This is a genomic window from Pseudoflavonifractor phocaeensis, assembly GCF_038439875.1.
Classification (GTDB): domain Bacteria; phylum Bacillota; class Clostridia; order Oscillospirales; family Oscillospiraceae; genus Vermiculatibacterium.
Genome location: NZ_JBCDMT010000004.1, coordinates 223,627 through 247,110, shown reverse-complemented (window position 1 = coordinate 247,110; position 23,484 = coordinate 223,627). Strand labels below are relative to the sequence as shown.

The 23,484-nt window shown below is 60.6% G+C and carries 24 protein-coding genes and 1 other annotated feature; of the genes, 17 read left to right on the top strand and 7 right to left on the bottom strand.

Translation table 11 applies throughout. From position 1 onward, the window contains the following. Positions 1 to 4 precede the first annotated feature (4 nt). The 15 genes from ruvA to fba all read left to right on the top strand — a co-directional run bounded on the left by ruvA (position 5) and on the right by fba (position 13,972). Positions 5 to 610 carry a Holliday junction branch migration protein RuvA gene (gene ruvA, locus AAEU42_RS08400; protein ID WP_342233088.1) on the top strand — a complete coding sequence of 202 codons (606 nt, stop codon included), beginning with the start codon at positions 5 to 7 and terminating at the stop codon, positions 608 to 610. Continuing rightward, positions 610 to 966 carry a DUF6054 family protein gene (locus tag AAEU42_RS08395; RefSeq protein ID WP_342233087.1) on the top strand — a complete coding sequence of 119 codons (357 nt, stop codon included), beginning with the start codon at positions 610 to 612 and terminating at the stop codon, positions 964 to 966. The genes ruvA and AAEU42_RS08395 overlap by 1 nt, the downstream gene beginning before the upstream one ends. Next, positions 963 to 2,009: a Holliday junction branch migration DNA helicase RuvB gene (ruvB, locus tag AAEU42_RS08390; RefSeq protein ID WP_342233086.1), complete on the top strand. Its 1,047-nt coding sequence runs from the start codon at positions 963 to 965 to the stop codon at positions 2,007 to 2,009. Before AAEU42_RS08395 ends, ruvB begins: the two co-directional genes overlap by 4 nt. After that, positions 2,006 to 2,755, top strand: coding sequence for an AAA family ATPase (locus AAEU42_RS08385; RefSeq protein WP_342233085.1), 750 nt, complete (start codon positions 2,006 to 2,008; stop codon positions 2,753 to 2,755). Before ruvB ends, AAEU42_RS08385 begins: the two co-directional genes overlap by 4 nt. Positions 2,756 to 2,775: 20 nt before the next feature. Next, entirely contained in the window at positions 2,776 to 4,128 is a 1,353-nt protein-coding gene (gene glmM / locus AAEU42_RS08380) for a phosphoglucosamine mutase (protein WP_342233084.1), read from the top strand. Between the two features lie 86 nt (positions 4,129 to 4,214). Continuing rightward, positions 4,215 to 4,847, top strand: a complete 633-nt coding sequence (locus tag AAEU42_RS08375; RefSeq protein ID WP_342233083.1) for a sigma-70 family RNA polymerase sigma factor — start codon at positions 4,215 to 4,217, stop codon at positions 4,845 to 4,847. 77 nt (positions 4,848 to 4,924) lie between these two features. Next, positions 4,925 to 5,206 (top strand): zinc-ribbon domain containing protein, encoded by a 282-nt coding sequence (locus AAEU42_RS08370; RefSeq protein ID WP_342233082.1) that lies wholly within the window; start codon positions 4,925 to 4,927, stop codon positions 5,204 to 5,206. Between the two features lie 128 nt (positions 5,207 to 5,334). Further along, positions 5,335 to 6,117 carry a type III pantothenate kinase gene (locus AAEU42_RS08365; protein WP_342233081.1) on the top strand — a complete coding sequence of 261 codons (783 nt, stop codon included), beginning with the start codon at positions 5,335 to 5,337 and terminating at the stop codon, positions 6,115 to 6,117. An 88-nt stretch (positions 6,118 to 6,205) separates the two neighbouring features. Then, entirely contained in the window at positions 6,206 to 6,805 is a 600-nt protein-coding gene (locus AAEU42_RS08360) for an ECF transporter S component (RefSeq protein WP_342233080.1), read from the top strand. 118 nt (positions 6,806 to 6,923) lie between these two features. Continuing rightward, a complete protein-coding gene (locus tag AAEU42_RS08355) occupies positions 6,924 to 7,286 on the top strand; it encodes a BlaI/MecI/CopY family transcriptional regulator (RefSeq protein ID WP_342233079.1) in 363 nt (120 codons plus the stop codon). Further along, positions 7,279 to 9,075, top strand: a complete 1,797-nt coding sequence (locus tag AAEU42_RS08350; protein WP_342233078.1) for a M56 family metallopeptidase — start codon at positions 7,279 to 7,281, stop codon at positions 9,073 to 9,075. Before AAEU42_RS08355 ends, AAEU42_RS08350 begins: the two co-directional genes overlap by 8 nt. A 144-nt stretch (positions 9,076 to 9,219) precedes the next feature. Beyond that, the gene (locus AAEU42_RS08345) at positions 9,220 to 10,413 is read left to right on the top strand and encodes a pyridoxal phosphate-dependent aminotransferase (RefSeq protein WP_342233077.1); all 1,194 of its coding nucleotides are present in this window, start codon (positions 9,220 to 9,222) and stop codon (positions 10,411 to 10,413) included. Positions 10,414 to 10,548: 135 nt separating this feature from the next. Further along, the gene (gene purB / locus AAEU42_RS08340) at positions 10,549 to 11,985 is read left to right on the top strand and encodes an adenylosuccinate lyase (protein ID WP_342233076.1); all 1,437 of its coding nucleotides are present in this window, start codon (positions 10,549 to 10,551) and stop codon (positions 11,983 to 11,985) included. 23 nt (positions 11,986 to 12,008) lie between these two features. Further along, positions 12,009 to 12,998, top strand: coding sequence for an ATP-dependent 6-phosphofructokinase (locus AAEU42_RS08335; protein WP_342233075.1), 990 nt, complete (start codon positions 12,009 to 12,011; stop codon positions 12,996 to 12,998). 38 nt (positions 12,999 to 13,036) lie between these two features. Continuing rightward, positions 13,037 to 13,972 carry a class II fructose-1,6-bisphosphate aldolase gene (gene fba, locus AAEU42_RS08330; protein ID WP_342233074.1) on the top strand — a complete coding sequence of 312 codons (936 nt, stop codon included), beginning with the start codon at positions 13,037 to 13,039 and terminating at the stop codon, positions 13,970 to 13,972. A 94-nt stretch (positions 13,973 to 14,066) separates the two neighbouring features. On the opposite strand, the gene AAEU42_RS08325 is transcribed toward fba, so the two are convergent. The 4 genes from AAEU42_RS08325 to AAEU42_RS08310 all read right to left on the bottom strand — a co-directional run bounded on the left by AAEU42_RS08325 (position 14,067) and on the right by AAEU42_RS08310 (position 17,703). Further along, positions 14,067 to 14,525 carry a phosphate-starvation-inducible PsiE family protein gene (locus AAEU42_RS08325; protein WP_342233073.1) on the bottom strand — a complete coding sequence of 153 codons (459 nt, stop codon included), beginning with the start codon at positions 14,523 to 14,525 and terminating at the stop codon, positions 14,067 to 14,069. A gap of 13 nt (positions 14,526 to 14,538) precedes the next feature. Then, positions 14,539 to 15,567 (bottom strand): threonine aldolase family protein, encoded by a 1,029-nt coding sequence (locus AAEU42_RS08320; RefSeq protein WP_342233072.1) that lies wholly within the window; start codon positions 15,565 to 15,567, stop codon positions 14,539 to 14,541. 24 nt (positions 15,568 to 15,591) lie between these two features. Then, on the bottom strand, positions 15,592 to 17,274 hold the full coding sequence (locus tag AAEU42_RS08315; RefSeq protein WP_342233071.1) for a glutamine--tRNA ligase/YqeY domain fusion protein: 1,683 nt from the start codon (positions 17,272 to 17,274) through the stop codon (positions 15,592 to 15,594). 75 nt (positions 17,275 to 17,349) lie between these two features. Then, positions 17,350 to 17,703 carry an arsenate reductase family protein gene (locus tag AAEU42_RS08310; RefSeq protein WP_342233070.1) on the bottom strand — a complete coding sequence of 118 codons (354 nt, stop codon included), beginning with the start codon at positions 17,701 to 17,703 and terminating at the stop codon, positions 17,350 to 17,352. A gap of 101 nt (positions 17,704 to 17,804) precedes the next feature. Next, positions 17,805 to 18,047 (top strand) — a binding site (T-box leader). A gap of 64 nt (positions 18,048 to 18,111) precedes the next feature. Between AAEU42_RS08310 and tyrS the strand changes: the two genes are divergently transcribed. Together tyrS and AAEU42_RS08300 are read left to right on the top strand one after the other, a co-directional pair. Further along, positions 18,112 to 19,338, top strand: coding sequence for a tyrosine--tRNA ligase (tyrS, locus tag AAEU42_RS08305; protein WP_342233069.1), 1,227 nt, complete (start codon positions 18,112 to 18,114; stop codon positions 19,336 to 19,338). Positions 19,339 to 19,379: 41 nt separating this feature from the next. After that, entirely contained in the window at positions 19,380 to 20,537 is a 1,158-nt protein-coding gene (locus tag AAEU42_RS08300) for an AI-2E family transporter (RefSeq protein ID WP_342233068.1), read from the top strand. A gap of 38 nt (positions 20,538 to 20,575) precedes the next feature. Here the strand turns inward: AAEU42_RS08300 and dapB are convergent, their stop codons facing one another. From dapB to asd, 3 genes are read right to left on the bottom strand one after another with little or no spacing between them, the layout of a single operon-like run. Further along, a complete protein-coding gene (gene dapB / locus AAEU42_RS08295; protein WP_342233067.1) occupies positions 20,576 to 21,340 on the bottom strand; it encodes a 4-hydroxy-tetrahydrodipicolinate reductase in 765 nt (254 codons plus the stop codon). Between the two features lie 27 nt (positions 21,341 to 21,367). Next, a complete protein-coding gene (gene dapA / locus AAEU42_RS08290; RefSeq protein WP_342233066.1) occupies positions 21,368 to 22,258 on the bottom strand; it encodes a 4-hydroxy-tetrahydrodipicolinate synthase in 891 nt (296 codons plus the stop codon). Positions 22,259 to 22,288: 30 nt separating this feature from the next. Then, complete coding sequence (asd, locus tag AAEU42_RS08285; RefSeq protein ID WP_342233065.1) at positions 22,289 to 23,374, bottom strand: aspartate-semialdehyde dehydrogenase; 1,086 nt, start codon at positions 23,372 to 23,374, stop codon at positions 22,289 to 22,291. Positions 23,375 to 23,484: the final 110 nt, after the last annotated feature.

Here is a 23,484-nt window from a genome sequence, read left to right as displayed (position 1 = left end):
TGATATGTTTTATTATCTTAACGGCACCGTCACCCACGTGGCCCCCTACCTGGCCGTCATCGACTGCGGCGGCGTGGGTTATGCCTGTCACACCACGAACGTCACCTTGTCCGCACTGAAGCTGGGAAAGCCCGGGAAACTGTTTACCCACCTGAATGTCCGGGAGGACGCCATGGAGCTTTACGGCTTCGCCACGGAGGAGGAGCTCAACTGCTTTCAAATGCTGATCGGCGTCTCCGGCGTGGGGCCCAAGGCGGCGCTGTCCATCCTCTCCTCAGCCACCGCCGAACAGCTGGCCCTCGCCATCATTACCGGGGACGAGAAAGCCCTGACCATAGCTCCCGGGATCGGGAAAAAAATTGCCCAGCGCATCATTCTGGAGTTGAAAGATAAGCTGGCGAAGGGCCAGCTTGGGACGATGTCCGGGGAGCGTTACGGCGGTACCGGGGTCACGGTCATCCCGGAGAACAAGGCCAGCGAGGCCTCCGCCGCCCTGGCTGTTTTGGGATACGGCCAGAGCGAGATCGCCGTGGCGCTCAAGGGCATCGACATGGACACCCTCACGCTGGAACAGGTTATCAAGCAGGCGCTGAAAAAGATGGTGAAGTAATGGCGAAATATGAGTGCCGTCTGACCGGCGATTTTGACCGGGTGCTGGCCCTCCTGGACCACGGGATCCTGGAGGGCAGCATCTCTGCCTCCTTTGAGGACGGAAGCGATTTCAGTTCCGGCGAGGTTCGCTGCGCGGTCCGGGTCTATGAGCGGTTCAGCTACGCCGGCGGCAACCGGGTCAGCCTCAATCTGACCTTGGTGGGAAGGGGAGAGGAGCTTTATCTCTCCGCCATCACCTCCGGCGGGAGCCAGGCCATGTTTTTTAAAATCAATACCTGGGGCGAAGAGGCCTTTCTGGACTGCCTCGTAGAGGTCGTTTCACAATACCAAAAGGAAGGGGGCCAGGGACATTGAGCATCGATTTTTCCGACAGCGGCTTTGAGACGGAGGAGCCGCTGGTCGCCACATCACTCCTTCGTGAGGACGAAAACGAGGGGTCTCTGCGCCCTAAGACCCTGGCCGAATATGTGGGCCAGCAAAAGGCCAAGGGGAACCTGGAAATTTTCATCCAGGCCGCAAAAATGCGCAATGAGCCGCTGGACCATGTGCTCCTTCACGGCCCCCCGGGCCTTGGCAAAACCACGCTGGCGGGTATCATCGCCAATGAGATGGGGGTCAATATCCGTATTACCTCCGGCCCCGCCATTGAAAAGCCGGGGGACCTGGCCGCCCTGCTGACCAACCTCAATGAAAACGACATCCTTTTCGTCGATGAAATCCACCGGCTCAACCGCCAGGTGGAGGAGATCCTGTATCCCGCCATGGAGGACTACGCCATCGACATCATCATCGGAAAGGGGCCGTCGGCCAACTCCATCCGGCTGGACCTGCCCAAATTCACCCTGATCGGCGCCACCACCCGGGCCGGTCAGCTCTCTGCCCCGCTGCGGGACCGGTTTGGCGTCACCCTCCGTCTGGAGCTCTATACTCCCGCCGAACTGAGCCGCATCGTGGCCCGTTCCGCCGGGATCCTGGAGGTCCCCATCGAGGGGGATGGAGCCATGGAGATCGCCAGGCGGAGCCGGGGGACCCCCCGGATCGCCAACCGGATGCTCCGCCGGGTCCGGGATTTCGCCCAGGTTCGGGCGGGGGGTGTCATTACCCGGGGGGTGGCCGACGAGGCCCTGTCCGCCCTGGAGGTGGACCACCTGGGGCTGGACGCCGTGGACCGGCGTATGCTGGAGAGCATCATAGAAAACTACCGGGGCGGCCCGGTGGGTCTGGAGACTCTGGCCGCCACCATCAATGAGGAGGCCGTCACCCTGGAGGACGTCTATGAGCCCTATCTGATGCAGCTTGGTTTCCTCACCCGCACGCCCCGGGGCCGCTGTGTCACCCCCAAGGCCTATGAGCACCTGGGCATCCCCTTTCTCGGGATGGAACAGCTGTCTCTATGAACCGGCAATATCTGCGGGAGATCCTGCTGCGAAGCCCCCTTCCGCCGGACTCCTATTTGAATGACCTCCCAGCGGTCCGCTATCTGGCTCAGGGGCACCGGCTTATCTTAGACGCCCCTGTCTCTTTTTTGGTCGGGGAAAACGGCACGGGAAAATCCACGCTGCTGGAGGCTGCCGCCGTAGCCTGCGGCTTCAACGCCGAGGGCGGCTCCCGCAATTTCCGTTTTTCCACCAGGGACACTCATTCAGAGCTGGGCGGATATCTCACTGTTGTGCGGGGCGATTACCCTCAGGACGGCTTCTTCCTGCGGGCGGAGAGCTTCTATAACGTGGCAAGCGAAGTGGATGACCTGGATCGCATAGACGACCTGCTGGACAGCTACGGCGGCGTCTCCCTTCACAAGCAGTCCCATGGGGAGAGCTTTCTCGCCCTGGTCCAAAATCGGTTCGGCGGGCACGGTTTATATCTGCTGGATGAGCCGGAGGCCGCCCTGTCTCCCACCCGGCTCATGAGCCTGATGATCCTGCTCCGCCAGCTGACGGAGAAAGGCTCCCAATTTCTGATCGCCACCCACTCGCCCATCCTCATGGCATTTCCAGGCGCCCGCATCTACGAGCTGTCGGATACGGGGATCCGCCAGACGGCATATCGGGAGACCGAGCACTACCGCCTGACCAAGCGCTTTTTGAATGACCCGGAGTCCATGCTGCGGGAGCTATTCGAGGACAGCGACGAAACCAACTGACGGAAAGGACTGTCATCACTATGGGAAAATTGTTCGGTACCGATGGGATCCGCGGCGTGGTCAACGAAAATCTGAACGCCGATCTGGCCTTTGAGGTGGGCTGCGCCGCCGCGCAGGTCCTGTCCAAGGATACGGGGAAGGCAAGGCCCCTGGTCACCATCGGCAAGGATACCCGTATCTCCTCCGATATGCTGGAGGGCGCCCTCATCGCGGGGCTGTGCTCCGCCGGGGCCGACGTGCTCCACCTGGGCGTCATCCCCACCCCCGCCGTGGCCTTTCTCACCATCGCCAACAAGGCCGACGCCGGGATCGTCATCTCCGCCTCCCACAACCCCTTTGAGCACAACGGCATCAAGATCTTCAACGGCCAGGGCTTCAAACTCTCCGACGCGCTGGAAAATGAGATCGAGGACATCGTGCTGTTCAACAAAAAATCGCCCCTGCGCACCGGGGCCGATATCGGCCAGGTCACTTATGCCGACCAGCAGGAGGCCGACGCCTATATCGACCATCTGGTGAGCACCGTGGACACCGATCTGGCCGGCCTGCGCATCCTGGTGGACTGCGCCAACGGCGCCGCCTCCGCCACCGCCGGACGGCTCTTTGACCGGTTCCCCAAGCTCCACACCGATATCATCAACGCCGACCCCAACGGTGTCAATATCAACCAGGACTGCGGCTCCACCCATATCGGCCACCTGGCCGCCATGGTCAAGGCCGGCGGCTATGACCTGGGCATCGCCTTTGACGGCGACGCCGACCGCTGTCTGGCCGTGGACGATCTGGGGAGCGAGATTGACGGCGACCAGGTCCTGGCCATCTGCGGCACCGACCTCCACGACCGGGGGCTGCTGGACGGGAATACCCTGGTGGCCACCGTTATGAGCAATCTGGGCCTTCACCTTTTTGTGAAGGAAAAAGGCCTTACCCTTCTCTGTACCGATGTGGGGGACCGCAACGTGCTGGAGCAGATGGAGGCGGGAAACTTTGTCCTGGGCGGGGAGCAGTCCGGCCATACCATCTTCCGCAGATACGCCACCACCGGCGACGGGGAGCTCACCGCCCTCCAACTGCTGGCCGTGGTCCACAAGTCCGGCCAGAAGGCCTCCCAGCTGGCCTCTATGTGCAGCCGCTACCCCCAAATACTGGTGAACGTGCCCATCGCCAGCAAGGAGAAGAAAGAGGCCATCATGGCCTCCCAGCAACTCCTGGACGCCGTCTCTCAGGTGGAGGGCGAGCTGGGGGGCAACGGCCGCGTTTTGGTGCGCCCCTCGGGCACGGAACCGCTGATCCGCGTCATGGTGGAGGCCAAGGAGGAGGGGGACGCCCTTTCCTTTGCGGAAAAGTTGGCAAATATCATAAAAATTCTGTAACTGTTTTTCCTTTTCGGAAATAAACTGCATAAAATATTCTTGACAAACCTCTGTTTCTCTGGTTATAATGAAAAAGGAGATTTGAAATGGAGCCATTTCCCGCCCTCCAAGGACAATCAGATGAGTCGCTGTGTACCCGTGCCGCATCAGGTGATCGTGTCGCAGAGGAGTACTTGGCCATGCGGTATAGTCGCTTGGTGCGTATTTGCGCCCGTCCCTACTTTCTGGCAGGGGGGGACAGCGAGGATCTGATCCAGGAGGGAATGATCGGACTGCTCTCCGCCATCCGGGGGTTTGAACCCGGAAAGGAGGCCGGCTTCCGCACCTACGCGGAGGTCTGCATTCGAAACCGGCTCCGCTCCGCCATTAAAGCTGCGGCAAGAGACAAGCACACACCCCTCAATCACTCTGTCTCCCTCGGTACCCCTCTGTTTGACGGGAATCCCGAACCCTATGCCTATGGCCCAGATTACCAGTGCGCGGAAAACCCTGAGGACATGGTCATCAGCAGGGAAGAGCGGCAAGGCCGGATGCAGGCCCTTCGGGGCAGGCTCTCCAGCTTCGAGAGAACGGTCATGGACCTCTATCTCGACGGGCTCTCCTATGCGGAGATCGCCTCTCAGGTGGGCAAACCACTCAAGTCGGTGGACAATGCCGTTCAGCGCATCCGGCGCAAGGTCGCGCCATTCTTTTCTTCCGGCGATATCAGCGTAAGCTGAGCGCAATATTACAATGTCCCAGCACTAATCGGAATGTATCCGGACCTGGGCAAACGAGTCAAAGAGAGGGTAAAATCATGTACGAAGACAAGACGCTTGTATGCAAGGAATGTGGCCAGGAGTTCGTGTTCACCGCCGGTGAGCAGGAGTTCTACGCTGAGCGGGGTTTCCAGAACGAGCCTCAGCGCTGCAAGAATTGCCGTGACGCTCGCAAGCAGGCCGCCCGCGGCCCCCGCGAGTACTTCACCGCCACCTGCGCTGCCTGCGGCGGCGAGGCCAAGGTTCCCTTTGAGCCCAAGTCCGACCGTCCTGTTTACTGCAGCGAGTGCTTCGCCCGCATGCGTGAGCAGCAGCAGTAATCTCTGATTACCGCATCCAAAAAGGAGAGACGCAAATGCGTCTCTCCTTTTTTTGTCTCCGGGTTGCATTTTCCCTTCTCCATGGTATACTATTAACGCATAACACAGTGTGAAAGGAGCTGACAGGCATGGTGCTGACTGCGGACATCGGCAATTCCACCACCACCCTGGGCCTATTTGACGGGCAGGGCAGGCTGACCGTGCGCTCCAACTTCTCCACGGACGCCCACGCCACTCAGGATCAGTTCGCCATCCAGCTCTTCTCCGTCCTTCAGCTCTACCACGTGGACGCCGGGCAGATCACCGGCGGCATCATCGCCAGCGTAGTGCCGCCGGTGACGGCGGCTATGGCGGGGGCCATCCAGCGTTTGATCGGGAAGCCGCCCCTCATTGTGGGTACCGGGATCCGTACCGGACTCAACATCCGCTCCGACATGCACGCCCAGCTGGGGGCCGACATCGTGGCCTGCTGTGTGGGGGCCATCGCCAAGTATCCCTCGCCGGTCATTGTGGTGGACCTGGGCACCGCCGTCACCTTTTCCGTGCTCCGGGGCAATATCTACGAGGGCTGCGTCATCGCGCCCGGCGTTCGGGTCGCTCTGGAGGCCCTCTCCCGGCAGGCCGCCGAGCTGCCCCATATCTCCCTGGCTGAGCCCTCCTCCATCCTGGGCCACAACACGGTGGACGCCATGCGCGCGGGCGCGCTCTACGGCAACGCCAGCCTGGTGGATGGGATGATCACCCGGCTGGAGGAGGCCACCGAACCGGCGGCCAGCGTTGTGGCCACCGGAGCCTGTGCCGACGACGTGGTGCCTTACTGCCGCCGGACCATCCTTTGCGACCCCGATCTTCTCCTGGACGGACTTTATCTGCTTTATCAGAAAAACACCGAATCCAGGCGGCGGGGCTGAATCTCTCTGTGCTCACCGGCGAAGGCCGTGGGTAAATATAATGCGCTGCATCTCTGGAAAAGAGAGCGGCAGCAGGAGGTAAACAAGCATGAACCAGAAAACCAAGACCCTGACAGGACTCGCGCTCTTCACAGCAATCATCGTCGTACTCCAGCTCCTTGGCTCCTTCATCAAGTTCGGCCCCTTCACCATCTCCCTGGTCCTCATCCCCATCGTCGTGGGAGCCGCCGTATACGGCCCCAAAGCGGGGGCATATCTGGGCGGCGTATTTGGAGTGGTGGTTCTCATCGCCTGTATCGCGGGCTGGGACATTGGCGGAAATATGCTGTGGAACGCCAACCCCTTTTTGACGGCTCTGATCTGCGTGGGCAAGGGCGTCCTGGCCGGGCTTGCCGCCGGGGCGATTTATTCCGCGGTGGCACATAAAAGCCGTATGGTCGGCACGGTCCTGGCCGCCATCGCCTGCCCCGTGGTGAACACCGGCATTTTCCTGCTGGGCTTGAACCTGCTTTTCCCCCAGTTCTTGGCGGACTGGGCGTCCGCTGCGGGCGCCGATATCGCCACCTACATCCTCACCGGTCTGGTGGGCATCAATTTCCTGGCGGAACTGGTGCTGAACATTGTGGTCAGTCCGGTCATCGTCCGCATCATCGGCGCCCGGCTCGGCACCCCCAAAGCCCTTTCCTAATTCAATCCCCGGCCCATTTCAAATGTGGGCCGGGGATTCTTCTTGACAAAATAGGTTTGTCGGAATAAACTTGATATGGAGATTTCTTACGACAAACCTCGTGGGAAGGGGTGAGAAAATGAAAGACTGCAAGCTCTACGACGCCGAATACCGATTGATGGATCTGGTGTGGCAGCTGGAGCCGGTGAACTCCACCGCCCTGGCCAAACGGTGCACCGAGCTCTTTGGCTGGAATAAATCCACGGCGTTCAATCTCATCCGCAAGCTGTCGGGGCGCGGATTTCTCCGCAATGAACAGGCCACGGTAACCACGCTGGTGGGCCGGGAAGATGTGATGCGCTATGAGAGCAGAGCTGTGGTGGAAAAGTCCTTTGGGGGCTCTCTGCCCGCCTTTGTCGCCGCCTTCCTGAACGGGCGGAAGCTGACGGGGGAGGAGACGGAACAGCTGCGGAAGATGATCGAGGAGGCCGGCGATGAGTGAATTTTTCTCCCGGGTCCTGCCGGAACTTTTCCAGGCAAATCTGACGTTAAGCTTCACTTTGGTCATATTGGGCTACGCCGCCGTTTTGATCCGGAGCATTTGCTCCTTGAAGCGGGATTGGCCCCGGTGGCCCTGGCTGATCTTGTGGACAGTCCTTTTTCTACGGTCCATCGTCCCCGCCTCCGATTCCAGTCCGTGGAGCGTATTGAATCTGACCTCTCTCACCCCCCGGCAGACCGTGGACGCGCTGTCCGCGAGCTACACGGGAGACACCCGCACCATCTTTGCATCCGCCGATCAGGATGCCTATGAGCGCGGGGTCCGGGGCGGGGGAGAGGTCATCAAAGCGGGCGGGGAAAACGCTTATGTCGTCACTGGCGCGGATGGGGCCTCGCCCCCGCCCACCGTGGAGACCGTTTGGTTTCCGCGCCTCTCCCTGGCCTGGGCCGCGGGGGTCCTCGGCATTTTGACCTGGGGCGCTGTCTCCTATTTCCGTCTGAAGCGCCGCGTGCGGGCCGCGGTCAAAACGAAGGATGGCGCCTGGGAGAGCGATCTGGTGGATGCCCCCTTCGTCCTTGGCTTTTTCCCACCCAAGATTTACCTCCCCCTTGCTTTGGAGGAGGAGAACCGCCGGTGGGTCCTCCTCCATGAACGGGCCCATATCCGCTGCGGACACCCCTATCTCAAGGCCTTCGCCTTTCTGGCCCTGGCCCTCCACTGGTACAATCCAACCATGTGGATCATCTGGCACGAGTTCTGCAAAGACCTGGAAACCGCCTGTGACGAAACCGTCTTGTGGAGCACGGGGGAGAAAAAGGGCTATTCTTCCGCTCTGCTCTCCTTGGCTTCCGTCCGCCCGATCCAGGCGCCGCTGGCCTTTGGGGAAACCGGCGCAAAAGAGCGTATCCAAAAGGCGCTCTCCTGGCGGCGGCCAACGGTGCTGCTTACCGCCCTGTCTCTTGTCGTTGTCCTTGTCAGCGGGACCGTCCTGGCAGCCGGTCCGGTCAGCCTTCCCGAAAACGCCCCCGCTCTGTCCGTCACTACCAATATTCAAAGCGAGCCGGCGCGGCTGACGGGGAAGCTCTACCGGCAGAAGGATCATCTCCTTGAGCCCCCGGACTGGGAGGGGACCCCGATCCTGCCGGTGACCGCGCTGCCCTATGTTTTCCTTTGCTTTGATGATGATCCGCCCAGCCGGATCGAAGCCTACGACTATCTCCCGGAGCTGCCGGGGGAGAATGGGACCGAGTGGGGCTTATCATCGGTAAACCGGCGCGGGGCGCCGGGAGCCCTGGAATACGGCCTGCATCTGGTTACTCCCCACAGGAATTCCACCGGAGAGGGCCTTCAGGTCCGGGGCGTCAAGCTGTTATGCGAGTGGGGCGTTGGACTTCAAAAGGTATATGCCCAGTATGTATTCCGCCTCTATGGCCCCGCAGAGAGCGCGGATCATCTCCGCACCCTGCCCGCAGCCATGGTGGAAGGACAGGAGCTGCCCCTGACGGAGGGAATGCCCAGCCGTTCCATTACGGTCACGGACCCGGAGGCGGTGGTCTATATCGCTGGTCCCCAGGATGGAACCGTATCTTACCAGATCAGGATTTGTGACGCGGATCAGGATTGGCGTCAGCTCTCAGCCAGCACGGGGGAGGCGTCACGCCTCTCCACCCACGGCTCCGGGCTGGCCGGTCATAAAACCAGCGGATCTATCGGGGTGGAGGCAAAATATACTTACGTCGACGGCTCCGCCCGCACGTGGAGGGGCCTGATCCACGTTTCACCGCGGTAAGGCAAGTCATTTAAACCAAAAACAGCTCTTGTTTTCAGCATAGTTGCGCAATAATGGAGAAACCCGGGGCGGGGACTTGCAAAAACGCGGGGCCCCGCCTATAATATTGTCGTGTTTGAAATTGTTACCATACGGGAGGAATGAATGGTGAAAGAGCTTTCCCGGATCGCCCGAGGCGTACGCGCCTCCACCACCATGGCCATTGACAGCCTCTACAAGCAGATGAAGGCGGAGGGGCAGGACGTGATCGGCTTTGCCGCGGGTGAACCCGATTTCAATACCCCTGACCATATCAAGGAGGCCGCTTACCAGGCCATCCGGGATAATTTTACCCGCTACACCCCCGCCTCCGGCATGGTGGAGCTCAAGCAGGCCGCCTGTGACCGTATGAAAGCCGACTGCGGCGTGGACTACACCCCCGCCCAAGTAGTGATTGCCAGCGGTGCCAAGCATATGGTCTACCTGGCGCTCCGGGCCTTGGTGAACCCGGGGGACGAGGTGATCCTCCCCACCCCCGCCTGGGTGAGCTACTATGAGCTGATCCGCATCGTGGGCGGGATCCCGGTCATGCTTCCAGCCTCGGAGGAAGAGGACTTCAAGATCACCCCCGAAAAGCTGGAGCAGGCCATCACCACCCAGACCAAAGCCATCATCCTCAATAACCCCTCCAATCCCACCGGCATGGTCTATGACGCCGGCCAGCTCCAGGCCTTGGCGGACGTGTGCGTCAGGCATGACCTCTATATCATAGCCGATGAGATCTACTATGGCCTGCTCTACGACGGAAAGACGTTTACCAGCATCGCCTCCCTGGGGGAGGAGGTCAAGCGCCGGACGATCCTGGTCAACGGCGTGTCCAAATCCTACGCCATGACCGGATGGCGCATCGGCTACGCCATGGCGGAGCCGGAGATCGCCAAGCTGATGGCCGACTACGTCAGCCACTCCACCGGTTCTCCCTGCTCCATCTCCCAGAGGGCCGCCATGGCGGGGCTCACCGCGTCCCAGGAAGAGGTCCACACCATGCGGGAAGCTTTTCAGGCCCGCCGGGATTACATGGTGGAGCGTATGAACCGGATCCCCGGGGTAAGCTGTATTCGCCCCGAGGGCGCTTTCTACGTCATGATGAACATTCAAAAGCTGATTGGGCGGACCCTCGGCGGCATCACGATCCGGGACGACAACGATTTTGCCACCGCCTTTTTGAAACAGGGCCTTGTGGCGGTCGTGCCCGGCGAGGGCTTTGGCGCTCCCGGCTTCGTCCGCTGGTCTTACGCCACCTCCATGGAAAATATCAAGGAGGGTCTGGATCGGCTGGATCGCTTTTTGGCAAACTGATCTCATAAAAAGGGCGGACGAGTCTTGCACCCGGCCGCCCTTTTGTGATAATATGGTTTCAGATTTTTGAATTGCTGAAATAATTTTTCTTTTCCAAGAAATTCTGCAATTTTTTGAAATGAGGGCTGACCATCTATGAGCACAAATGTTTATGAGACTCCTCTGTCCTCCCGGTACGCAAGCCCCGAGATGCTCCGGCTGTTCTCTCCGGACAAGAAATTCTCCACCTGGCGGCGGCTCTGGGTGGCCCTGGCCCGGGGGGAGATGGAGCTGGGGCTTCCCGTGACCCCGGAGCAGGTGGCCGAGCTGGAAGCCCACGTGGACGATATCGATTACGCCGCCGCCGCCCGCTGGGAAAAAGAGCTGCGTCACGACGTGATGGCCCATATCCACGCCTATGGCGAGCAGTGCCCTACGGCGATGCCCATTATCCACTTGGGCGCCACCAGCTGCTACGTGGGGGATAATACCGACATGATCCTCATGCGTGAGGGGCTGATGCTGATTCGGGAAAAGCTGGTGAAGGTGCTGTCCTACCTGGCGGATTTCGCCGAGCGGTATAAGTCCCTTCCAACCCTGGGCTTTACCCACTTTCAGAGCGCCCAGCTGGTGACGGTGGGGAAGCGGGCCACCCTTTGGATGAATGAGCTCCTTATGGATCTGGACGAGGTGGAATACCGTATCTCCCGCATGGCCCTGCTGGGCTCCAAGGGTACCACCGGCACCCAGGCCAGCTTCTTGGAGCTGTTCGAGGGGGATCACAAAAAGGTCAAGGCCCTGGAGGAGAAGATCGCCGCCGAAATGGGTTTTGACTCCGTGGTCCCGGTCTCGGGGCAGACCTATTCCCGGAAGGTGGACGCCGCCGTTTTGGCCACCCTCTCCGGCATCGCCCAGTCGGCCAGCAAGTTTGCCAACGACCTGCGCCTCCTGTGCCACCTGAAAGAGGTGGAGGAGCCCTTCGAGACCCACCAGATCGGCTCTTCCGCCATGCCCTATAAACGCAACCCCATGCGCTGTGAGCGCATCTGCGGGCTGGCCCGCTATGTGATGGCCGACGCCATGAACCCCGCCTTCACCGCCGCCACCCAGTGGTTTGAGCGGACGCTGGACGACTCCGCCAACAAGCGGGTATCCGTGCCCGAGGCATTCCTGGCCGTGGACGCCATCCTGAACATCTATGCCAACGTGGCCTCCGGGCTGGTGGTCCACGAGAAGGTCATCGCCAGGCACGTGACGGAGGAACTGCCCTTCATGGCCACCGAGAACATCATGATGGACGCCGTGAAGCGGGGAGGGGACCGTCAGGCTCTCCACGAGCGGATTCGTCAACTTTCCCTTGAGGCCGGGCGTAATATCAAGGAAGAGGGGCTGCCCAACAACCTCATCGACCTGATTGCCGCCGAGCCCATGTTTGGCCTGACCCGGGCTGAGATCGAAGCCCATCTGGACCCCGCCCGGTATATCGGCCGCTGCCCCCAGCAGGTGGAGGAGTTCCTCCGGGACGACGTCCGGCCCGTGCTGAAGCGGTATGCTTCAGCCTTGAAAAAGAAAGATACAGAATTGACCGTTTGAGAGAGAAAAGGGAGGAACACAATATGGGTAACGCCATTCGCCGCATCGGGGTCCTCACCAGCGGAGGGGATGCCCCCGGTATGAACGCCGCCATCCGCGCCGCGGCCCGGACCTGCTTCCACTTGGGCATCGAGTGCGTGGGCATTCGCCGGGGCTTCAACGGCCTGATCAACGGGGACGACGAGGTCCTCAACTATTCCCGGGTCAGCGGGCTGACCCGGATGGGCGGCACCATGCTCTATTCCGCCCGCAGCGCGGAGTTCCGTACCGAGGCCGGGATCGAGAAGGCCGTCAACACCTGCAAGCTGCTCGGTCTGGACGGCATCGTGGGCATCGGGGGAGACGGCACGTTCCGGGGCCTTCACGATCTGGCTGACCACGGGATCGCCGTCATCGGCGTCCCCGGCACCATCGATAACGACATCGCCTGCTCCAGCTATACCATCGGCTACGACACCGCCTGCAACACGGCGGTGGAGTGCATCGACAAACTCCAGGACACCATGCAGTCCCACGAGCGCTGCTCCGTGGTGGAGGTGATGGGCCACCGGGCCGGGCACCTGGCCCTCTACGTGGGACTGGCCTGCGGCGCCACCGCCGTTCTCATTCCGGAGAAGCCGGTGAACTTTGAGGAGGACGTCATCGAGCCCATCCGCCGGGCCCGCCTCAGCGGCCGCACCCATTTCATGATCATCGTGGCTGAAGGGGTTGGAAGCTCCTACGACGTGGCCAACAAAATCAAAGAAGCCACTGCCCTGGATACCCGGGTCACTGTTCTGGGCCATATTCAGCGGGGCGGCGCCCCCTCCGCCCGGGACCGGGTCACCGCCACCCATATGGGCTATTCCGCCGTCATGCTCCTGGCCAGCGGAAAGACGGACCGGGTGGTCTGCATGCAGGATGACAAGTATATCGACTATGACATCACCGAGGCCCTGAGTATGAAAAAGGGCCTGGATGAGGACAAATACACTGTGATGCGCACTATGATCGGCCAGCACAACAAGGTGTGAGCCGTTTCGCCCAATTTAAAACAAAGGAGTTGTAAGTCATGCCACTGGTCACTTCTGCCGAAATGTTCAAAAAAGCCTATGAGGGTGGGTACGCCATCGGTGCCTTCAACGTCAACAACATGGAGATCGTCCAGGGGATCACCGAGGCAGCCGCCGAGGTGCGGGCCCCCATCATCCTCCAGGCCTCCGCCGGGGCCCGGAAGTACGCCAAGGCCGTGTACCTGCGCAAGCTGGTGGAAGCCGCCGTGGAGGACACCGGCCTGCCCATCGTTCTGCATCTGGACCACGGCGCCGACTTCGAGGTCTGCAAGGACTGTATCGACGGCGGCTTCACCTCCGTCATGATCGACGCCAGTTCCAAGCCCTTCACCGAGAATATCGCCCTGACCAAGAAGGTGGTGGAGTACGCCCACGACCACGGCGTGGTGGTGGAGGCCGAGCTGGGCGCCCTGGCCGGCGTGGAGGATGACGTTCAGGTCTCCGCCGAGGATTCCCACTACACCCGCCCCGAGGAGGTGGAGGAATTTGTCTCCAGGAGCGGCTGTGACTCCCTGGCCATTGCCATCGGCACCAGCCACGGTGCCTACAAGTTCAAGCCCGGCACCAAGCCCCAGCTGCGCTTCGATATCCTGGAAGAGGTCTCCAAGCGGCTGCCCGGATTCCCCATCGTGCTTCACGGCGCCTCCTCCGTGCCTCAGAACTTTGTGAAGATCATCAATGACCACGGCGGCAAAATGCCCGGCGCCATCGGCGTGCCCGAGGAGCAGCTCCGCCAGGCCGCCCGGATGGCTGTCTGTAAGATCAACATCGACTCCGATCTGCGTTTGGCCATGACCGCCGGTATCCGGGAACATTTTGACGCCCATCCCGACCATTTTGACCCCCGCCAGTATATGGGCGACGGGCGCAACTATATCAAAGAGCTGGTCAAAGACAAGATCGTCAACGTCCTGGGTAGCGACGGCAAGGCCTGACCACCGACAAGCAAAAAACTGTGTCAACAAGATTGAACCATTCAATTTTGACAGAAAAAAGCCGCCGGAAAACCTTCCGGCGGCCTTTTTTGTCCTAATGTACGTTCTCCGGCTCTCTTTCCTCTTCCCGCTGATGAATGAAGGGAAGGTGGACCGAGTGGTCCTTGTCGTCCAGACCAGGGATGAAAAGGTACTTGCGAATGATAAAAAGAATGGCCAAAGCGCCCACCATCAGTAAGGTCTCCACCGGGTTGGTGTGCTCTACCACCATCTGCCGGGCAGTGGCAAAGAGGACCACCTCCACCACCGAGCTCATATTATGACGGCAAAGCATTTTCAGAAATTCGATTCCGATGACCACGTTAAAAGCGGCGGCCAAAAAAGAGTGGAAGGAATTTGCGTCACCTTTGGAATCCCATAAAACGCCTACCTCCTGAATGACCGCAAGCAGCGCCACACAGATGGCCGCCACCAGGACCACCCCGACCAATATCTCCAAAAACTGGGCCAGGCGGTAGAGGAGGTTGGGAAGTTGATTGCGGAGATCGTTCATAGGCGGGCTCCTTTCAACCCATTTTTTTCAATTCGGCCAACAGGCCCTCCACACTCTCCTTCGGGGTGGCGAAGGAGGTCACGAAACGGATGATGGTATGGTCCTCGTCAGCCTTGGACCAGATCTCATAGCTGCACAGTTTGCTGAGCTGCGGCAGGAGCTTGTCGGGAACGATGGGGAAGATCTGGTTGGTGGGGGAGTCCACCATCATGGGCACCCCCAGATTTTTCAAGCCGCCCTGAAGATACTGGGCCATCTCCACGGCGTGACCCGCGATCTTGAAATAGAGCCCGTCCCGAAGAAGCGCCTGAAACTGGACCCCCAGCAGCCAGCCCTTGGCCAATACCGCGCCGTGCTGCTTCTTCATGCGGAAGAAGTTCCCCTGGAGTGCGGGGTCCAAGATGACCAGCGCCTCGCCCATCATAGCGCCGTTTTTGGTTCCGCCGATGTAAAAGGCGTCGGTCAGGGCGGCGATGTCGGCCAGCGTCAGGTCGTTGACTGCGGAGGCCATGGCGCAGCCCAGGCGGGCGCCGTCCAGGAAGAGGAGCAGGCCGTTGTCCCTGCAGCACTTGGACAGGGCGGTGAGTTCCGTCTTGGTATAGACAGCGCCGGTCTCGGTGGCGTTGGAGATATACACCAGACGGGGCTTGGTCACGTGCTCATCCCTGCCACCCTCCACCAAAGGCAGGATGTGGGCGGGGGTGAGCTTTCCGTCCCCGGCCACCTGGGCCTGCATCAGCTTGTGGCCGGTGGCCTCCACGGCACCCGCCTCATGGCCGTTGACGTGGCCGGTGTGGGCGCAGATCACGCTCTCCCAAGGCCGCAGGAAGGAGGCGATGGCGACAAAATTGGTCTGGGTGCCGCCCACCATAAACTCCACGCTGGCCTGGGGGGCTTTACAGAGATCCTTAATCAGGTCGGCACAGGTCTTGCAGTAGTCATCGGCGCCGTAGCCGATGACGCTCTCGGAGTTGACCCCGGCCAGGGCCGCCAGCACCTCAGGATGGCAGCCCTCGGAATAGTCGTTACGGAAGTTGTACACAAAAGCATCTCCTTTGACGTAGGATCAAAATTTAAAGCTGTCCTTCAGGCTCACCGCCCGGTTAAATACCAGGTGGGCGGGGGAGGAGTCCTTGCTGTCGGCGCAGAAATAGCCCTGACGCATGAACTGGAACCGGTCCTCTGGCTTCGGCTCGCCCAGGCCGGCCTCCACCTTGCAGCCCGTGAGGATCTCCAGGGAATTGGGGTTCAGGCAGTCCAGGAAATTCTTGTCTCCGGCGTCCGGGGCCTCGTCGGCGAAGAGATTGTCATAGAGCCGCACCTCCGCGTCCAGGGCGGTGGCGGCGTCCACCCAGTGGAGGGTGGCGCCCTTCACCTTGCGGCCGTCGGCGGGATCGCCGCCCTTGCTGTCGGGGTCATAGGTGGCCAAGATCTCGGTCACATTTCCCTCGTCGTCCTTCACGCACCCGGTGCAGGTGACGAGGTAGGCGCCCTTCAGGCGGCACTCGGGGCCGCCGGGATAGAGCCGCTTGTACTTGGGCACCGGCTCCTCCAAAAAGTCCTCGGCCTCCACCCAGAGGTTCCGGGAGAAGGTGACGGGGCGGGTCCCGGCCCCGGGGTCGCCGGGGATATTCTCCACCTCAAAGGTCTCGGACCGGCCCTCAGGGTAGTTGGTAATGGTGAGTTTTACCGGGCGGAGGACCGCCATCACCCGGCGGGCCGTGCGGTTCAGGTCCTCCCGCAGGCAGTGTTCCAGGAAGCCGAACTCCACTACGGAGGCCGCCTTGGTGACGCCGTTGCGCTCGGAGAAGTCCCGGATGGCGGCGGGGGTGTAGCCCCGCCGGCGCAGGCCGCAGAGGGTGGGCATCCGGGGGTCGTCCCAGCCGGAGACCTTGCCCTCCTCCACCAACTGGCGGAGCTTACGCTTGGACATGACGGTGTAGTTGATGCCCAGCCGGGCGAACTCGATCTGCCGGGGCTTGGAGGGCACCGGGCAGTTCTGGATGACCCAGTCGTAGAGGGGGCGGTGGTCCTCAAACTCCAGGGAGCAAAGGGAGTGGGTAATCCCCTCCAGGGCGTCCTCCAGGGGATGGGCGAAGTCGTACATGGGGTAGATGCACCACTTATCGCCCTGACGGTGGTGGCGCATGTGGTTGATCCGGTAGATGACCGGGTCCCGCATGTTGAAGTTGCCCGAGGCCAGGTCGATCTTGGCCCGCAGGGTATACTTCCCGTTGGGGAACTCTCCGTCCTTCATCCGCTGGAACAGGTCAAGGGACTCCTCAACCGGCCGGTCCCGCCAGGGAGAAGTGGCGGGGGTGCCCACGTCGCCCCGGTGGGCCTTGAACTCCTCTGGGGTCAGCTCACAGACATAGGCCAGGCCCTTTTTGATGAGCTCCACGGCGTATTCGTACATCTTGTCAAAGTAATCCGAGGCGAAATAGAACCGGTCGCCCCAGTCGTAGCCCAGCCAGTGGATGTCCTCCTGGATGGCGTCCACGTACTCCTCGTCCTCTTTGGTGGGGTTGGTATCGTCCATCCGCAGATTGCACATGCCGCCGTACTTCTCGGCGGTGCCAAAGTCGATGAAAATGGCCTTGGCGTGGCCGATGTGAAGGTAGCCGTTGGGCTCCGGCGGAAAGCGGGTGTGGACGGTCATGCCCTCATACTGCCCGCCCTTGGCGATATCCTCGTCGATAAAATCGTGGATAAAATTCTGGCTCATGACAGGCTTTGTCTCTTCCGGCATGGCACACACTCCTTTTGTTCAGCATAAAATTTATTTTACCCTTTCAGGTAAAAAAAAGCAATCTATTTGTACCTGTTAATCGGATAGGCGCTGGCTCCACTCCGGCTCCCGGAATCCAAACAGGGCAAAGTCCTCTCCCACCAGGATGGGCCGCTTCACCAGCATCCCGTCAGTGGCCAGCAGCTCGTACTGCTCCGCCTCCGTCATGGTGTCCAGCTTGTCCTTCAGCCCCAGGGCCTTATATTGAAGGCCGCTGGTGTTGAACAGCCGCCGGAGGGGGAGCCCGCTCCGGCGGTGCCACTCCTTCAGCTCCCCGGCGGTGGGGTTATCGGTCTTGATGTCCCGCAGCTGAAAGGAGAGCCCGCGGCCCTCCAGCCACGTCTGGGCCTTCTTGCAGGTGGAACATTTCGGGTAGCAGACAAACAGCATTTTAATTCCTCCTTATTCCTGTTTCTATCCTACGAGAACATGCCGCTCTTGTCAACAACTTCCAGGTGTTGACAAACGGTCACAGTCATATTATAATGTCCCATACAGCGATGAAGAGGATCAGTAATCCATATCCCCGCCCCGCAGAGAGCCCCTGTTTGGTGAAAAGGGGAGGGCAGGCATGGACGAATACCCCTCGGAGCCGATGCCTGAACCGTACTTGACCCAGTAGGGCATGCCGGGACGCGCCCGTTAAAGCGCCGCCGTGTGACAGCACGGCCTGAGGCCGTTTTCCGTAAGGGGACGGTGAACCAGAGGTGGTACCGCGTTTATACGCCCTCTGTCCAACGGGACAGGGGGCGTTTTTGCACCCCTGTTTGAAACAAAGAGGAAAAGGAGAAAAGAAACATGACAGTCTACGAAGAATTGCAGGCCCGGGGCCTCATTGCCCAGGTCACCGACGAGCCGGAGATCAAGGAGCTGATCAACAGCGGCAAGGCTATCTTCTATATCGGCTTCGACCCCACCGCCGACTCCCTCCACGTGGGCCATTTTATGGCCCTGTGCCTGATGAAGCGGCTCCAGATGGCGGGCAACCGGCCCATCGCCCTCATCGGCGGGGGCACCGGCATGGTGGGAGACCCCTCCGGCCGTAGCGATATGCGCCAGATGATGACCCCGGAGACCATCCAGCACAACTGCGACTGCTTCAAAAAGCAGATGGAGAAGTTCATCGAGTTCGGCCCCGGCAAGGCCATGATGCTCAACAACGCCGACTGGCTCATGAAGCTCAATTACGTGGAGCTGCTGCGGGAAGTGGGCTCCTGCTTCTCCGTGAACAACATGCTCCGGGCCGAGTGCTACAAGCAGCGCATGGAGAAGGGCCTGAGCTTCCTGGAGTTCAACTATATGATTATGCAGTCCTACGACTTCTACCACATGTTCCAGACCGTGGGCTGCAACATGCAGTTCGGCGGCGACGACCAGTGGTCCAACATGCTGGGCGGCACTGAACTCATCCGCAAAAAGCTGGGGAAAGACGCCTACGCCATGACCATCACCCTGCTCCTCAACTCCGAGGGGAAAAAGATGGGCAAGACCGCCTCCGGCGCCGTGTGGCTGGACCCCAACAAGACTACCCCCTACGAGTTCTACCAGTACTGGCGCAACGTGGGCGACGCCGACGTTTTGAAGTGCCTGCGCATGCTCACCTTCCTGCCTCTGGAGCAGATCGACGAGATGGACAAGTGGGAGGGGGAGCGGCTCAACACCGCCAAGGAGATCCTGGCCTTCGAGCTGACCAAGCTGGTCCACAGCGAGGAGGAGGCCCAGAAGGCCCAGGATGCCGCCCGGGCCCTCTTCGTGGGCGGCGGCGACCTGGCCAATATGCCCACCACCACCCTTACCTCCGCCGACTTTACTGACGGCTCCATCGGCGCGTTGGATTTGATGGTGAAGTGCGGCTTGGCCCCCTCCAAAAAGGAGGCCCGCCGGCTGGTGGAGCAGGGGGGTGTGGAGGCCGCCGGCGCGAAGGTGACCGACCCCACCACCCGCTTTGACGCCGCCGCCTTTTCCGGCGAGGGCCTCATGCTGAAAAAGGGCAAGAAAGTTTTCCACCGGGCCGTGACAGAATAAGACCGCTGTGCTAAAATGAAAGTCAAAGGACGGTGACGCTCTTGCCGAAAGAAAAATGGTACCATCTGGACAGCCGGGGGCTTTCCAATCTAATTGTTGTCTGCGTCGGCGTGATCCTCTATCTGGGCCTGACCCATCTGCCCCAAGTCCGCATGGCCATCGACTCTTTTCTGAGCGTGCTTTCTCCCTTTATAGGCGGTTTTATGATCGCGTACCTGCTCAATACCCCCACCAATTTCTTTGAGCAAAAGGTCTATCACAAATTCCGGCACCGCAGAGTCTTGTCCATCCTCACCGTCTTTCTCATCGCGCTGGCGATCATTCTGGTGCTTCTTCAGCTGGTACTCCCCCAGGTGGGAGACAGCATCGCCCAGCTCTTCGGCAACCTGTCCGGCTATCTGGAAAACCTGGACCGGATGGTGCGGGACCTGGTCCAGCACTTTGACCTGGAAGGGGAGGGCATCGTCGATCTGGTGGATACCTACAACGAGATCATCCGCCGGGCGGCGGGCTACCTCTCCGGCGCCGTGCCCGACCTCTTCAACTTCGGCGTGGCGGTGGGCAACGGAGTCGTCACCGGCGTCACCGCCATCATTGCCTCCATCTATATGCTGGCAGGGAAGGGCCGGCTCACCAGTCAGCTGAAAAAACTGATCTACGCCCTCTTTCCCGCCAAGGGCGTCAGCCGGATCCTCTCGGTCAGCGGCAGGGCCAACAAAATCTTCGTGGGCTTCATCAACGGCAAGCTCATCGATTCCGCCATCATCGGCGTGCTGTGCTTCCTGATGACCATGCTTTTCCGCATCCCCTACGCTATCCTTCTGAGTGTCATCATCGGAGTGACCAATATTATTCCCTTTTTCGGCCCCATCATCGGCGCCGTGCCCTGCCTGATGATCCTCATCATCGTAGACCCCTGGGCCGCCCTGCGGTTCACCATCCTCATCATCGCCCTCCAGCAGTTCGACGGCAATATCCTGGGCCCCAAGATTTTGGGCGACAGCACCGGCCTCTCCGCCATCTGGGTCCTGGTGGCCATCGTGGTGGGCGGCGGCCTCTTCAGCTTCCCCGGGATGCTGCTGGGCGTCCCCACCTTCGCCGTGCTCTACTCTCTGATGCGGGAGTGGGCCGACACCCGGTTGAAAGAAAAGGGCATCGACGCCAACGGAAACCCGCTGACGCCGTCCTCGGAATCATAAAAGAAAAAGCGCTGTGAACTTTCGTTCACAGCGCTTTTTTAAATGATTTGAGACACCAGGTCTTTCATGGAATAGAGACCGGGCACTCCGGCCCGCGACAGGAACCGGGCCGCCCGCAGGGCGCCGGAGGCAAAGACCTCCCGGCTCATGGCAGAGTGCTTCAGCTCGATCACCTCGTCCCGTCCGGCGAAGATGACCTCGTGGTCTCCCACAATGTTTCCGCCCCGCACCGAGGAGATGCCGATCTCCCGCTTATCCCGGGGCCTGCGGACGCTCTGCCGGTCGTACACATATTCAGGCGAATAGGGGAGCCCCTCCGCGGCCGCCTGGGCCAGCATGAGGGCCGTACCGCTGGGGGCGTCCACCTTCCGGTTGTGGTGCCGCTCCACGATCTCCACATCGAAGCCATCGCCCAGCGCGGCGGCGGCTTTCTCCACCAGCGCCGTCAACACGTTGACGCCCAAAGACATATTGCCGGAGCGGAAGATGGGGACTGTCAGAGCGGCGGTATCCACGGCGGCAAGCTGTTCCTCGGAATAGCCCGTGGTGGCCAGCACCAGGGGAATTCGGCGGGCCGTCCCGAATTCCAAAAGACCGGGAAGGGCCGCCGGGGAGGAAAAGTCGATGAGAACGTCGGCCTGGCCCGGAAACTCGGCGGGGGAGGAGAAAACGGGAAACTCCTCATTTTCCGCACCCAGCAAATCAAACCCGGCCGTGATTTCCACGTCGGGGGCCTCCCGGCAGACCTGGGCGACCACTCTTCCCATATGTCCGTTGCAGCCCGAAATGAGCACTTTGAGCATCTTTGAACGTCCTTTCCCGGAGTATCTTTACTTCAAAAGTCCCATGCGGACCATGGAGGCCCGCAGAACCTCCAGATGGGCGGGGGTCATCTCGCACAGGGGAAGCCGCAGCCCGCCCATGTCCTGTCCCGCCAGATTGAGGGCGGTCTTGATGGGGATGGGGTTCACGTCCACAAAGAGGGCGTCAATGAAGTCCATATACTCGATCTGGAGCTGGGCTGCGGCCTGATAATCCCCCTCCAGACACAGATGGCTCATCCGCACCATGACCTCGGGGACGATGTTGGCGGCCACGGAGATGACGCCCTTGGCGCCCAGGCTCATCATGGGCACCACCTGGTCGTCGTTCCCAGACCAGATGTAAAAATCCTCCCCGCAGAGGAACCGGGTATGGGCCAGCAGGGAGAAATTGCCGCTGGCCTCTTTCACTCCGTTGATCTTGGGATTCTCCGAAAGGGCCTTATATGTCTCGGCGGTAAAAGAAACGCCGGTGCGGGAGGGGACGTTGTAGAGGATGATGGGCAGGTCCACCCGGTCGGCGATGTACTCATAGTGCTTGATAAGCCCCATCTGGGTGGCCTTGTTGTAGTAGGGCGTCACCAGCAGAAGGGCGTCCGCCCCGGAGTCCTGGGCGTGCTGGGAGAGGTAGACAGCGGCGGAAGTATCGTTGCTTCCCGCCCCCGCCACCACCTTCACCCGGTGGTCCACCTTTTTGACGCAGTATTCCACCACGGCGATATGCTCCCGGATGGACATGGTGGCGCTCTCTCCGGTGGTGCCGCAGACACAGATGGCGTCCACGCCCCCGGCGATCTGGGTCTCGATGAGGCTGCCGAAGGCCTCATAATTCACTGCGCCGCTTGCGTCAAATGGAGTGACGATGGCGGTACAGGCGCCGCTGAAAACAGGTTCCCGCATGGTATCCCGTCCTTTCTGTCAGGGAAAAACTTATTTGTGGTCGATATAGCCTTGGGCGCAGAGGAGCTCCGCCAGCTCCACGGCGCCGCCGGCGGCGCCCCGAAGGGTGTTGTGGGAGAGGCAGACAAATTTATAATCGTACTGGGTATCCGGGCGGAGCCGTCCGATGGAGATGGCCATGCCGCCCTCCAGCTCCCGGTCCAGCCTGCACTGGGGCCGGTCCGGCTCCTCAAAGTAGTGGAAGAACTGCTTGGGGGCGGTGGGGAGGCCCAGCTTCTGGGGAATGCCCTGATACCCGGCCCAGATCTCCTTCATCTCTTCCATGGAGGGTTTCTTCTCAAAGCTGACGAACACGGCGGCGGTGTGGCCGTTGGACACGGGCACACGCAGGCATTGGGCGGTGATGGAGGGTTTGGAGGCGTTGACGATAACGCCGTTTTCCACCTTGCCCCAGACCTTCAGCGGCTCCTGCTCGCTCTTTTCCTCCTCGCCGCCGATGTAGGGGATGACGTTGTCCATCATCTCGGGCCAGGTCTCAAAGGTCTTACCGGCGCCGGAAATGGCCTGATAGGTACAGGCCAGCACCTTTTCCAAGCCGAACTTCCGCAGGGGGGAGAGGGCGGGGGCGTAGCTCTGGATGGAGCAGTTGGACTTGACCGCGATGAAACCCCGCTTGCTGCCCAGCCGCTTGCGCTGGGCGGGGATGACCTCCAGATGCTCCGGGTTCAGCTCGGGCACCACCATGGGGACGTCGGGAGTCCAGCGGTGGGCGGAGTTGTTGGAGACCACCGGGCACTCGTGTCTGGCGTAGGCCTCTTCCAAGGCCTGGATCTCCTCTTTCTTCATGTCCACAGCGGAAAAGACAAAGTCCACCTGGCTGACGACGCGTTCCAGATCGGCCTCGGCATCCAGGATAACCATGTCCCGGACTTCCTCCGGCATGGGAATGTCCAGCTTCCAGCGGCCCTCAATGGCCTCACCATAGGTTTTTCCGGCGGACCGGGCGCTGGCGGCCAGCACAGTGAGCTGGAACCAGGGATGGCCGCTGGTGAGGGTAATGAACCGCTGGCCCACCATACCGGTGCAGCCGATGATACCAACTTTGAATTTTTCCATCTCTATCTACCTCCATATCTCTATCCTATGCGAATTCCCGGTAATATGCAAATCCTTTGAAAAAGAAAAAAATCAGCGGCTTTTCAAGCGGCTGATTTTGTACTATAATG

What these genes read in the sequence shown, in the direction of transcription:
- ruvA (WP_342233088.1), top strand. Translation starts at nt 5, where the DNA reads ATGTTTTATTATCTTAACGGCACCGTCACCCACGTGGCCCCCTACCTG.
- AAEU42_RS08395 (WP_342233087.1), top strand. Translation starts at nt 610, where the DNA reads ATGGCGAAATATGAGTGCCGTCTGACCGGCGATTTTGACCGGGTGCTG.
- AAEU42_RS08385 (WP_342233085.1), top strand. Translation starts at nt 2,006, where the DNA reads ATGAACCGGCAATATCTGCGGGAGATCCTGCTGCGAAGCCCCCTTCCG.
- glmM (WP_342233084.1), top strand. Translation starts at nt 2,776, where the DNA reads ATGGGAAAATTGTTCGGTACCGATGGGATCCGCGGCGTGGTCAACGAA.
- AAEU42_RS08375 (WP_342233083.1), top strand. Translation starts at nt 4,215, where the DNA reads ATGGAGCCATTTCCCGCCCTCCAAGGACAATCAGATGAGTCGCTGTGT.
- AAEU42_RS08370 (WP_342233082.1), top strand. Translation starts at nt 4,925, where the DNA reads ATGTACGAAGACAAGACGCTTGTATGCAAGGAATGTGGCCAGGAGTTC.
- AAEU42_RS08365 (WP_342233081.1), top strand. Translation starts at nt 5,335, where the DNA reads ATGGTGCTGACTGCGGACATCGGCAATTCCACCACCACCCTGGGCCTA.
- AAEU42_RS08360 (WP_342233080.1), top strand. Translation starts at nt 6,206, where the DNA reads ATGAACCAGAAAACCAAGACCCTGACAGGACTCGCGCTCTTCACAGCA.
- AAEU42_RS08355 (WP_342233079.1), top strand. Translation starts at nt 6,924, where the DNA reads ATGAAAGACTGCAAGCTCTACGACGCCGAATACCGATTGATGGATCTG.
- AAEU42_RS08350 (WP_342233078.1), top strand. Translation starts at nt 7,279, where the DNA reads ATGAGTGAATTTTTCTCCCGGGTCCTGCCGGAACTTTTCCAGGCAAAT.
- AAEU42_RS08345 (WP_342233077.1), top strand. Translation starts at nt 9,220, where the DNA reads ATGGTGAAAGAGCTTTCCCGGATCGCCCGAGGCGTACGCGCCTCCACC.
- purB (WP_342233076.1), top strand. Translation starts at nt 10,549, where the DNA reads ATGAGCACAAATGTTTATGAGACTCCTCTGTCCTCCCGGTACGCAAGC.
- AAEU42_RS08335 (WP_342233075.1), top strand. Translation starts at nt 12,009, where the DNA reads ATGGGTAACGCCATTCGCCGCATCGGGGTCCTCACCAGCGGAGGGGAT.
- fba (WP_342233074.1), top strand. Translation starts at nt 13,037, where the DNA reads ATGCCACTGGTCACTTCTGCCGAAATGTTCAAAAAAGCCTATGAGGGT.
- AAEU42_RS08325 (WP_342233073.1), bottom strand. Translation starts at nt 14,525, where the DNA reads ATGAACGATCTCCGCAATCAACTTCCCAACCTCCTCTACCGCCTGGCC.
- AAEU42_RS08315 (WP_342233071.1), bottom strand. Translation starts at nt 17,274, where the DNA reads ATGCCGGAAGAGACAAAGCCTGTCATGAGCCAGAATTTTATCCACGAT.
- AAEU42_RS08310 (WP_342233070.1), bottom strand. Translation starts at nt 17,703, where the DNA reads ATGCTGTTTGTCTGCTACCCGAAATGTTCCACCTGCAAGAAGGCCCAG.
- tyrS (WP_342233069.1), top strand. Translation starts at nt 18,112, where the DNA reads ATGACAGTCTACGAAGAATTGCAGGCCCGGGGCCTCATTGCCCAGGTC.
- dapB (WP_342233067.1), bottom strand. Translation starts at nt 21,340, where the DNA reads ATGCTCAAAGTGCTCATTTCGGGCTGCAACGGACATATGGGAAGAGTG.
- dapA (WP_342233066.1), bottom strand. Translation starts at nt 22,258, where the DNA reads ATGCGGGAACCTGTTTTCAGCGGCGCCTGTACCGCCATCGTCACTCCA.
- asd (WP_342233065.1), bottom strand. Translation starts at nt 23,374, where the DNA reads ATGGAAAAATTCAAAGTTGGTATCATCGGCTGCACCGGTATGGTGGGC.